Here is a 12,088-nt window from a genome sequence, read left to right as displayed (position 1 = left end):
GCTCCAACGGATTTCACGCCTCTGGAGCTGGCTTGTCGGATTACCGTACGCAGCTGCAACCGACTTCGAACAAACGACCCGGCTTATAAAAAAAGGGAGGGCATCCATGCCCTCCCCTTCGCTTTTCACGTTCTTGCGACAGTACTGACCAGGACCTCAAGTGGCCAGAATGAAGTCTGTGGCAGTGACGGTTGTTGCGTCGGCTACACCTACCAGGCGAATGGAGTCTGCTCCGATGCTGACCAAGGTATCCGCACCGACATCGGCGATGGTGACGCTACCGGCAAAGGTCGCAGCTGTGATGTTGAACGCGGTAATATCGAGCCGATCCTGGCCTCCCGCCGCGTTCGCATCGAAGCTGATGATCTGATCGGTCCCGAAGCCCGCTGCGAACAGGAACACATCGTTGCCATTGCTGGCATTCATTATGTCGTTGCCGGCACCGCCGGTGACCGTGTCGTTGCCAACACCGCCATCGATTTGGTCATTGCCGATGCCACCCAACAATGTGTCGTTACCGATACCACCGAGCAGCGTGTCGTTGCCATCGCCACCCTGGAGCAGATCGTTGCCGGTACCGCCATCCAGGCTGTCATTACCCAGCCCGCCGAGCAGCGTGTCGTTGCCTATGCCACCAATCAATGTATCGTTCCCGTCGCCGCCGTCGAGGCTGTCATCGCCAGTGCCGCCGTTCAGGGTATCGATGCCAATGCCACCCAGCAGTTGGTCGTCACCGGCGTCACCATTGAGCGTGTCATTACCGGCGCCGCCGGTGAGGATGTCATCGCCGCTGTCACCACTGAGAGTGTCATTACCTGCCCCGCCGGTGATGGCGTTGTTCACCACGTTGCCGTTGCCGACAAAGTTGCCAACTCCGGTGTAGGTCAGATTCTCGACATTAGCAGCCAGCGTGTAGCTGGTCAGCGACGTCTGCACGGTATCCGTACCACCACCCGCCGCCTCGACCACCACGTCCGCAGCTACATCGACGACGTAGGTGTCGTTGCCGGCTCCCCCCACCAACCGGTCAGCACCCGCACCGCCATTGAGGACGTCGTTACCGACCCCGCCGGTGATGGTGTTGGCCAGCGCATTACCGGTACCGGTGAAGTTACCGGCACCGGTATAGGTCAGGTTCTCGACGTTGGCACCGAGCAGGTAGTTAGTCAGACTGGTTTGCACCAGATCGGTACCACCTCCCACCGCCTCGATGACGGTGTCACCGACGTTGTCGACCACAAAGGTGTCGTTGCCGGCACCGCCATTCATGACATCCGCGCCCAGCCCACCGTTGAGGGTGTCGTTGCCGTCCCCGCCAGTGAGGACGTCGTTACCGACCCCGCCGGTGAGGATGTTGGCCAGCGCATTACCGGTACCGGTGAAGTTACCGGCGCCGGTATAGGTCAGGTTCTCGAGATTAGCACCCAGGGTGTAGCTGGCCAGCGACGTCTGTACGGTATCCGTACCGCCACCCGCCGCCTCGACCACCACGTCCGCGGCTACATCGACGACGTAGGTGTCGTTGCCGGCTCCCCCCACCAACTGGTCAGCACCCGCACCGCCATTGAGGACGTCGTTACCGCCCCCGCCGGTGATGGTGTTGGCCAGCGCATTACCGGTACCGGTGAAGTTACCGGCACCGGTATAGGTCAGGTTCTCGACGTTGGCAGCGAGCAGGTAGTTAGTCAGACTGGTTTGCACCAGATCAGTACCACCACCCACCGCCTCGATGACGGTGTCACCGACGTTGTCGACCACAAAGGTGTCGTTGCCGGCACCGCCATTCATGGCATCCGCGCCGAGCCCACCGTTGAGGGTGTCGTTGCCGTCCCCGCCATTGAGCACGTCGTTGCCGATCCCGCCGGTGATGACGTTGTCCAGCGCATTACCGGTACCGGTGAAGTTACCGGCACCGGTATAGGTCAGGTTCTCGACGTTGGCACCGAGCACGTAGTTAGTCAGACTGGTTTGCACCAGATCGGTACCACCACCCACCGCCTCGATGACGGTGTCACCGACGTTGTCGACCACAAAGGTGTCGTTGCCGGCACCGCCATTCATGGCATCCGCGCCGAGCCCGCCGTTGAGGGTGTCGTTGCCGGCACCGCCGTTGAGGACGTCATTACCGACCCCGCCGGTGATGATGTTATCCAGGGCATTACCGGTACCGGTGAAGTTACCGGCACCGGTATAGGTCAGGTTCTCGACGTTGGCACCGAGCACGTAGCTAGTCAGACTGGTTTGCACCAGATCGGTACCACCACCCACCGCCTCGATGACGGTGTCACCGACGTTGTCGACCACAAAGGTGTCGTTGCCGGCACCGCCATTCATGGCATCCGCGCCGAGCCCACCGTTGAGGATGTCGTTGCCGTCCTCGCCATTGAGGATGTCGTTGTCGTCCCCGCCGTTGAGAATGTCATTGCCAGTGCCGCCAAACAGCTGGTCAATACCGCCCAGGCCATTGAGCGTATCGTTCCCGCCCAGGCCACTGAGCACATCGTTACCCGCGCCGCCCGTGAGGATGTTCGCCGCAGCGTTCCCCGTAAGCACCACGCCAGGCGGTATCACAACCGCCGCCGTCGCCGCAGAGGTCACTGACTCCAGCGTGCCGAAGCCATCGGTATAGCGCACGATCACCCGCAGTTGCAGATTGTTCTGCGCCGAACCAGGGGTGAAGGTCACAGCGGTCGCGCCGCTGATGTCGGTGAAGGAAGTGCCGACACCTTGCTGCCATTGGTAGCTGAAGGTGCCCAGTCCATCCGCATCGGCAATCGCGGCAGACAGCGCGGTCAGCACCTGCCCTTGCTCCGGTGTCGTATCGCTGATCAGCAACGCGCCTGTCGGTGCATCGTTGACGTTGGCCACCGGGTCCGAGGGGTTAGACGCAATGCTTTCGGCCACACCGAAGTCATCCACGTAACTGACCACCACGCGCACCTGATTGCCGACCTGAGCCTGACCCAGCGTGAACGTGCTACCGGTGGCTCCGGCGATGTTGACGAAGCTAACCCCGTTGGTCGCCTGCCACTGGTAGGTGAACTGCGGATTGCTGAGGCCATCAAGGTCGATGATGCTCGATGTGTTAGCGGTCAACACTTGGTTCTGCGCCAAAAGACCGGTTACGGTCGGCCCTGCTGTCGGTGCGCTGTTCCCCGACGAGTCGACGATCTCCAGCGTGCCCTTGGCATCCTGATACACCGCCCGGACGCGGATGTTCAGACCCGCCACATCGTCCGCCACCCGGTAGGTGGTGCCGATCGCCCGCGATACCTCGCCGGCGGCGACAAAGGTGATGTCTTCATAAACGCCCGAGCCAGCAATGTTTTCGACCTGCCAGTAGTAAGCCACCCCACCGGTAACCGCGCCGGTCGGATTGGCCACACTTGCGTTGTCCGCGTCGTGTACCGCCCGATCGCTGACGCGCAGCAGTTGGCCGGCGACCGGCGTATCGTCACGCGCACCGGTGGCATCATCGAGGATCGCCAGATGACCCACTGGGCCGGCGTTTTGGGCGGTGCCCACTCCGGACGACTGCGCCTGGTCAGCGAACTGCAGACGCTCGATGCCCGTCAGGCGATCGACGCCATCACGCCCCGCCACCAGGTCGGTCACGATGACAGTATTGCCATCGACAACGACGCTATATTCCGACGCATTACCGGAGAACAGCGCGGTGTCGTACTTGTCATTGCCGGTCAGAATCTCCCGCACGATGACCAGTTGGCCTGGGTTGTAAGTACCGTTCAACATCGCCTGCACCATCGGCTCCATGCTGTCGAACGTGGCGATTTCCGGGCCAGTGCCATCAGCGTTCGCCCGTACGCTGATGCGTACGTTCAGCCACTTGTCACCATCGATGATGTCGTCACCACCGCGACCTTCGATCAGGTCGCTGCCGCTGCCACCGAGGATGATGTTGCCGCCGTCGAAGAACGTCGCTCCGGCTGGCAGCAAGCCCGCCAGACCGTTGATCAGGCTGATGTTGGTCAGCACACTGCCGGTTGCACCCGCGGTGGGTAGCGATGTCGCATCTTCGTTATCACCGCGCAGGAAGTCACCGTGGGACGAACCCGACAGACCTTCCATGATGTCGAAACGCACCAGCGCCGAGGCACCCGAACCCGGTACCGGCGGTACATCGAAAAAGCGGTCGCTGTAATCGATGGTCACGCCCTGGGCGAGGTCCTTGAAGGTCGCCCAGTCATAGCCGGAGCCGCCGATATAACGGTCACCGAAGCCGAGACTGCCGACCATGATGTCGTCGCCGCCTTCACCGTTGAACTTATCGTTCTCGTTACCGCCGATGAACACATCGTTGCCGATCACCGGGTCGTTGCCGAGCGGGTCGAAGTTGTCGCCAGGTGCACCGTCGGACGTGCCCTTCTCGATCCAGTCGTCGCCTTCGTTACCCATGTCCTGTTCGTTGGCTTTGCTGCCCAGGATGAAGTCGTTGCCCTGGCCACCAATGGCTTCGGAGGCGTCCTCACCGGTCACGATGAAGTCATTGCCGAAGCCGCCAATGATCAGGTTGATGCCATTGCCACCGTGCAGCACGTCGTTGCCGTCGCCACCCTGGATGTTATCGTCGCCGCCCAGGTCGGTGATAATGTCGTCGCCGGCGCCACCGCGCAGTTGGTCGTTGCCGTTACCGCCTTCGATGTGATCGTTGCCGCCATCACCCCAGACCGTGTCATCGCCATCACCGGCGATGAGGATGTCTGCGTTGTTGGTGCCGCCCAGCACGATGTGCTCTTCACCCGTGTACTTGACGTAATTGGCGTCCGGCCCCGCGGTCAGCGGGTTGTCGCGGAACACCACCTGATGGCCGTTACCGTCGAGCGGATCAGCGCTACCCAGGCCATCGTTGTACTGCTTGCTCTGGTCCCTTTCCAAATAGAACCCCGGGTCCGAGAACACCAGGCCAGGCAAGTGCGTGGCTGAGGTGTTGGCCATGATCAACTTGGCAAACGAGTTGCTTTCCAGCTCGGCATTCATCGACAGGCCAGAGGTACGCTCCAGATAGTAGAAGCGATCGCCATCCTGCAGTTTCTCCAGCTGGTTCTCGAACACGAAGTTGAAGGTCGTGCCGAGCATGCCGCCGAACGGAGTTTTCTCTTCTGCCAGGCCGCCGATCCATAGATCGATGGCATCGACACCCGTGATCGTCACACCCTTCAGATCGTCGGCAGTCCCCAGCACCCCATCCTTGCCGGCCTGCGTTACGTTGGCCCAGGCACCGCTGCCGTTGAGGAAGTCCAGGCGGTCAGATGGCGCACCCGTACCACCGAAGACCAGCGCCATGGCTGCGTCGCGTTTGCCTGCCATCGTGGTTGCTGCAGTAATCGAGCTATGCGTGCCATAGGCCGCGATGAAGTTGATCAACGACTCTGGATGTTTGAGGTGCTGCACCAGGTCGACCCAGCTGTTGTACGGCTTGAGTTGGGTATCACCGGTCTGGCTGTAGATGTCGCGGCGGATCGCGTTGAGCGAGGGAATCCCCACGTCGCGGCCACGGGCAATGTTGAGCGCCGGCAGGTCGAGCGGCAGGCCGAGCAGGTTATTGCGCAGCGCCTCGGTGACGAACTCGTCGATTTCGTTACCGGCCTGGCGAGTCACCCCGCGTATGATCGCACTGGTTGCATCCTCTGGCGTCACACCACTGGCGGCATACGCCAACGGGTTGAGGAACGCCGCGATCAAGCCCATTTGCTGATTGGGATCAGTGCTGTGCGGATCGCCCACCACGTGGAAATTGACGTCGAAGCGATCGACGGTCTCGGTCAGCATCGAGTGGCCAAACCGGTACACGGTGTGGGCGAACTCGGCGACGATCGAGGCATCAAGGTCGACGTCATAGACCTGGGTCGGTGCGAAGAACAGGTCGACCCGTGGCTGGATGGTCCGCGCAAACTCCTCGAACACCAGGTGCTGATACTGCATCTCGGTGCCGAACTTGGCAGCCTGGAACAAGCGCTCGCCATTCCACACCAGCGCATCGATCTGAGCCTGGTTGACTGGCAACGCGCTTACCGGATTGAGCAGCCACTCGTTGAGGAAGGCCACATCACCCGAATCGAGCACAGTGTCCTTGGTCTGCGCGACCAGCCGATTGTGCTCGGCGTGGAAGATCGCATGCACCGCAGTCAGGCCGATGTTCTCGTTGACCCGGCCGTCGCCAGCGATGTAGTGCGCATCGAGCAGTTCGTTGTCGTAGGCCAGGTTGGCCCCGGTCAGCGGATTGAACGGCACTGCGTTGCCCGCAACGTTATCCGCGTCAGGAACAAGCACGCCACCGCTGAACACCGGCACTGCATTGTTGTTGATGTCGACGAGGAACTGGTGACCGGTGCGCACAGCATTGGTCAGGTCAATGGGGGCAAGCGGATTGCCTTCCTTGAGGAAGTCATCCGCCGTGCCGCCAAGACCGTCAGCCCCCTTCATCACGACCATCGGGAAGCCGTTCGGCCCTTGATGAAATTGCCATAGGCATCGGTCGCCAACAGCGGGGCATTATCGACGTCAGCATCGGTAAGGTGGATACCCAGAACGTTGTTGGCTTGCGCCTTGACCACCTTCCAGGTCGCCATACCACCGATTTCGGTGTCGTCTGCAGTACCGTACTTGCCATCCGCCCCCAGGTCACGGTTAGTGATCAGCCTGCCGGTCGCGATGGGTCCGTCGTTAGTCAGCAAATAACCGCGCAGGAACACCTGGTGCGAAGGGTGCGAGCTGTAGGTCTGGTTCTGGTCCACGAACGGCGTGGTGGTGTTGGTATGCTCATGAATGTCATCGGCCGTGCCGAGAATGCCATCGGCCCCTGGCTGGTTGGTCGCGCGGGTCAGCACCATGAAGTTGGCGTGGCCGCCTGGCACATACAGCGGATCATCCGGTTGCAGCGGGATGAAGACGGTGCCCGAACCACCTTTGGTGACCAGGTCCAGACCATGATCGAAGAACTGCCCGAAGAAGGTCATCCAGGCGTTGAACGGCGCGGACAACCCCGCATCCGCCGCGGTGTTCTCGAACAGGTACACATTGTGGTCGTCGGCAGTACCGAACTGACCATCCATCCCGGGCTGGCGACTATCTGTACGCCATCCTTGAGCACGTCGTCGTTGCCCGCACCCACCACGCCGAAGTCGAGATGACCGTTCGCACCCGGGTTGTAAGCCGTGGCATAAGCCGCCGGGTTGTTCGACGTCTGGTCGACGATCAAATTACTGATGGTGCGCGGCTGCGAGTCAATCACAGTGCCGCTGTTCGACGCATACGTCGTTCCCGATTGAGCCGGATTGAACACCGGATCGGTCAAACGCGGGAAGGTGTTATCGGCGGCACCATACTCGGTGTGGTTGTTGCCGTTGAGGTTCATCAGGTTGTTGTTCGACCCGTCGACCGCACGCAAACCCAACGGCGCGCGGATATTCGGGATCAGCGAGAGGATGTCCTGACCGGCCGCATCAGCCTCGGCAATCTTGATCTGATCAAGGATGAAGTTGAGGTCAGAGCGGACCATGTGCAGGCCCGCGCCACCCGCGGTAGCATCGACGACAGGTACCGGCGCCGTTGGCACAACCGGAGCGCCGGGAACCACCACGGTAGTCGGCTGCGAGAACACCATTTCAGTCGTGCCATGAGCATCCTGGTAGATCGCCTTGACCCGCAACGACAACCCGGCAAGATCCGGGGAGACCTTGAACGAGGTGCCGTCGGCACTCTGGAACGCCAGGTCACCGGCAGGTAACAGGATGATGTCTTCGAACACGCCGCTGCCTGGATTTGCCTCGAACTGCCAGTAGTAGGACACCGAGGAGTTGTTGAGAGTACCGCCGACGTTGTCGGCATCGCTCACTCCGGCCACGCTGACAGTCAGCATGTCGCCGACCGTTATCGCTCCGCCGTTTCCATCCGTGACGGTCGGTCTGCCAACCGGTTGTGCATTGAGCCCTTCCACCAGCACTCGCTGGGTATCGGCGAACTGCAGGCGTTCGATATGCAGCAGGTATCGGTGCCGTCGCGCCCTGCTACGGTATCCGTTACCGTCCAGACATCGTCCGCCACATTGACCGTGCCACGGGTGTCCTGGGTCACCGTGTACTCGGACTGAAGCCCGGAGAAAATCGCGGTGTCGAAGGCCGCCCCGCCCGTCGAGGTGCCGGGCAGGATTTCCCGCACGGCCTTGAGCTGACCCGGGTTATAGGTGCGGTCCAGCATGAACGGAATCATGTCGACCATGCTGTCGAAGCTGGCGATCTCGGGGCCGGTATGGTTAACGTCACCGGGGGCATAAACCGCGATTCTGACGTTGAGCCATTTGTCCCCGTCGATCAGGTCATCGCCACCGCGGCCTTCGATCAGGTCACTGCCATTGCCACCGAGGAGGATGTTGCCTGTGGCAAAACCGGTAGTCGGCAACCCGGCATCGGCCAGAAACTGCGCCAGTCCGCGGATCAACGCCACATTAGTCAGCGCACTGCCCGTGGCACCACCGTGGTTGACGATAGTGACGGCATCGACATCATCGCCTTTGAGTACATCGGCGAATTTCGACCCGGACACGCCTTCGACCTCGGCAAAACGGTCGAGGATCGAGGCCGGCGAGGCGCCGACCGGATTGAACACCCCGGCGTTCTGGTTTGGCGCATTGCCGTGCGGTTGGGCCAGCGCGGCCAGGCTCAGGTCAACGGTCACGCCGACCTTGTCATTTTTGTAGGTCACCCAGTCGAAACCGGACATGCCGTCCATCTTGTCCTGGGCATCGCTGCCGACAAAGATGTCATCGCCACCCTCGCCGATCATTTCGTCGAAGCCACCGCCACCGACAAAGATGTCGTTGCCGATCACATCGTCGGTGAGCAACGGAGCGGCGTTATCGCCAGGCGCACCGTCCTGGGTGCCCTTCTCGATCCAGTCATCGCCTTCGTTGCCGGTCGGTGGCAGGTTGGTCTTGGCACCGAGGATGAAGTCGTCACCCTGACCGCCGAAGGTCGTGGTGATGTCCTCTGTGGTGACGATGAAGTCCTGGCCATCGCCACCCAGAATCAGGTTGCCTAGAGCAAGCATGCTACCGGCGATGATCACGTCGTTACCGGCATTACCTTCCAGACGGTTGTCGCCGAACGAGTCGGTAATGATGTCATCGCCTGCTCCACCCAGTACCGCATCATTCCCGGCACCGCCTTCCAGACGGTCGTTGCCGCCGTCGCCGTAAACGGTGTCATCGCCGTCACCGGAGATGATGATGTCATTGCCGGCGGTGCCGCCCAGCACGACATGGTCTTCACCGGTGTACTGCAGATAATTGCTGTCTGCACCCGGTGTGTCGGGGTTGTCGCGAATCACCAGCTTCACGATCTCCACGCCGTTGATCATGATGCCGCCTGTCGGGTCGGCAGTGCCGTCCGCGCCAAGACCGGTGAACTGATTGGCCTGATTCACTTCGAGGGTGAAAGTCGGCGTCAGGAACACGGTGTTCGACAGGTGGGTGACATCCGTGTTGAGCATGATCAGCTTGGCAAAGGAGTTGTTCTCAAGCTCCGTGCCGAAGTTCAGGCCCGCGGTACGCGACAGATAGTAGAAGCGGTCGCCGTTCTGCAACGCCTCCAGTTGGGTTTCAAACACGAAGTTGAACGACGAGCCAAGCATCCCGCCGAACGGCATTTTCTTCTCGGCGAGGCCACCGACCCAGAAGTCGATATCGTCCACACCGGTGGTGGTGACGCCATTGACCATGGCGTAGATGCCCGTACTGTTGAGGAATGCCAGGCGATCCGCTTCTGTGGCGGTAAAGGTTCGCTCACTGGCAGTGCCGGCGTTGATCACCGCGCTGCCGCCGAACACCAGGGCAGCGGCGACCGCACGCATCTCGACCAGCGTATCCACATCGGCCGCAGTCAATGCTCCGTGGGTGCCGAAGGCCGCGATGAAGTTGACCAGGGATTCGGGGTGCTTGAGGTTGTTGGCCAGGTCGGCCCAGCTGATGTACGGCTTGAGCTGACTATCACCCGTCGCCGCGTAGAACTCACGCCGCGCCTCATTCAAGGTGGGGATGCCAGTGTCGCGACCGCGCGCCAAGTTCAGGGCCGGCAAATCGAGCGGCAGACCCAGCAGGTTGTTGCGCAACGCTTCGGTGACGAACTCGTCGATCTCGTTGCCAAGCTGGCGGGTCACACCGCGAATGATCGCCCCTGCCGCTTCGTCCGCAGTAGCCCCGCTGCCAGCGAATGCCAACGGGTTGAGGAAGGCTGCGATCAGACCGAGTTGCGAGTCCGGGTTGTTCGGGTCAGTGAGGAGCGGATTGAACTGGGGGTCGAAGCGATCGACGGTCTCGGTCAACATCGAGTGACCGAAGCGGTACACCACGTGGGCGAACTCAGCGAGGATTGCCGGGTTGATCGAGGTGTCATAACCGTTGGGGGCAAGGAATTCGTCGACTTGCGGCTGAACGGTCCGCGCGAACTCCTCGAACACCAGATGCTGGTACTGCATCTCGGTACCGAACTTGGCAGCCTGGAACAGGCGTTCGCCGTCCCACACCAGCGCCGCGATTGCGGCCGGTGTAGTCGGTATCGCGGCCACGTCATCCACCAGCCACTCATTGAGGAAGGCCAGATCGCCGGCGGCAAGAATGGTGTCCTTGGATTGCTGGACCAGGCGGTTGTGCTCGGAGTGGAACACATGGTGCACGGTGGTCAGGCCGATGTTCTCGTTCGCCCGGCCGTCGCCAGCAATGTAGTGGGCGTCGAGCAGTTCGTTGTCATAGGTCAGGTTGTTGCCGCCCGCGCCAACGGGCTGCGAATTGCCGACAAGGGTGTCACCATCGGCCTGCAGAACCCCACCGACGACAACCGGTGCGGCATTGTGGGCGATGTCGTCGAGGAAACCATGCCCGGTGCTGACGGCGCTGGCCAGACTGATGGGAGCTGCCCGGTTGCCTTCGACCAGTTGAGTGACGTCATCAGCCGTCCCGGCGATGCCGTCAGCACCGTTACTGACGCGCATCACCACCTGCGGCATGCCACCCGGCCCCCGGATGAAGTTGCCATACGCATCAGTTGCCAGCAGCGGCACGTTGTGCACATCGGCGTCGGTCAGGTTGATGCCGAGAATGTCACGGGCCTGGGCCTTGACCACCGCCCAGGTCGCCATGCCGCCATTTTCACCGGAGCCATCATCGGCGGTGCCGAACTTGCCATCGGCGCCGAGATCGCGGTTGGTAATCAAGCGCCCCGTTGCAATCGGGTCACCTGCCGCGTTGAGGACATACTCGCGCAGGAACACCTGATGCGAGGGGTGCGAGCTGTAGGTCTGGCTTTGGTCTACAAACGGCGAGGTGGTGTTGAGCTGGCCATCATCGGCAGTGCGAGTATTCCGTCCGCGCCGGGGGTATGCACTGCTCGTGGCAGCACCATGAAGTTAGTCGGGCTGCCCGGTACGAACAACGGATCGTCCGGCTGCAACGGAATGAATACGACGTCGGTGCTGCTCTTGGTGACCAGGTCGAGGCCGTGGTCGAAGAACTGGCCGAAGAAGGTCATCCACGAGTTGAAGCCGGCAGTCAGACCGGCGTCCGCCGACTTGTTGGGAATGAAGAAACTTCCTTGTCGTCGGCCGTGCCGAACACGCCATCCTGACCGGGGCTGATCACCGGGTCGGCACCACCGTTCGCCGCAACCGCAGCCGGGTTATTGGCGGTCTGGTCGACGATCAGGTTGCTGATAATCCGTGGCTGCGGGTCGGTCACATTCCCTGGCGCGGCATATGCCGCTCGATACTGGGCATCAAGCAGGCGCAGGAAGGAATTGTCCGCAGCGCCAAACTCGCTTTGTCCGGCGACCAGGTTGTTGTAGCTGCCATCGACGGTACGCAGGCCGAATGGCACCTGACTGTTGGGTAGCAAATCAATGAGGCTGGCGCCATGGGCGTGCGCTTCTGCGATAAAGATTTGTTTGAGGATGAACTCCAGGTCCGACTTGCTGAAATTGGCCATTTTCGATTGCCTCGATCTAGCTGGGGGGGTCAGGCGCGGGACGATAAAATCCTCCCGCGCCCAGTCAGGTGCTGACTTGCGCAGTTTGTTGGTTCA

General features: G+C 61.3%; 6 protein-coding genes. All 6 read right to left on the bottom strand.

Going from position 1 to position 12,088, the window contains the following annotated elements; all coding sequences use genetic code 11:
* Positions 1-156 precede the first annotated feature (156 nt).
* Positions 157-6,444 (bottom strand): peroxidase family protein, encoded by a 6,288-nt coding sequence (locus CES87_RS34490; protein WP_371858247.1) that lies wholly within the window; start codon positions 6,442-6,444, stop codon positions 157-159.
* Positions 6,444-7,037, bottom strand: a complete 594-nt coding sequence (locus CES87_RS34485) for a peroxidase family protein (RefSeq protein ID WP_371858243.1) — start codon at positions 7,035-7,037, stop codon at positions 6,444-6,446. The genes CES87_RS34490 and CES87_RS34485 overlap by 1 nt, the downstream gene beginning before the upstream one ends.
* The gene (locus CES87_RS34480; RefSeq protein ID WP_371858242.1) at positions 6,974-7,879 is read right to left on the bottom strand and encodes a hypothetical protein; all 906 of its coding nucleotides are present in this window, start codon (positions 7,877-7,879) and stop codon (positions 6,974-6,976) included. The genes CES87_RS34485 and CES87_RS34480 overlap by 64 nt, the downstream gene beginning before the upstream one ends.
* 11 nt (positions 7,880-7,890) lie before the next feature.
* The gene (locus CES87_RS34475) at positions 7,891-11,226 is read right to left on the bottom strand and encodes a peroxidase family protein (protein ID WP_371858241.1); all 3,336 of its coding nucleotides are present in this window, start codon (positions 11,224-11,226) and stop codon (positions 7,891-7,893) included.
* A gap of 95 nt (positions 11,227-11,321) precedes the next feature.
* The gene (locus CES87_RS34470) at positions 11,322-11,540 is read right to left on the bottom strand and encodes a hypothetical protein (RefSeq protein ID WP_371858240.1); all 219 of its coding nucleotides are present in this window, start codon (positions 11,538-11,540) and stop codon (positions 11,322-11,324) included.
* A 20-nt stretch (positions 11,541-11,560) separates the two neighbouring features.
* Positions 11,561-11,992, bottom strand: coding sequence for a peroxidase family protein (locus tag CES87_RS34465; RefSeq protein ID WP_371858239.1), 432 nt, complete (start codon positions 11,990-11,992; stop codon positions 11,561-11,563).
* Positions 11,993-12,088 lie beyond the last annotated feature (96 nt).

Source organism: Pseudomonas sp. ERMR1:02, from assembly GCF_002277815.1.
GTDB lineage: Bacteria > Pseudomonadota > Gammaproteobacteria > Pseudomonadales > Pseudomonadaceae > Aquipseudomonas.
Note: the sequence above shows the minus strand (reverse complement) of the source record. Positions and strands in the feature narration are given on the sequence as shown.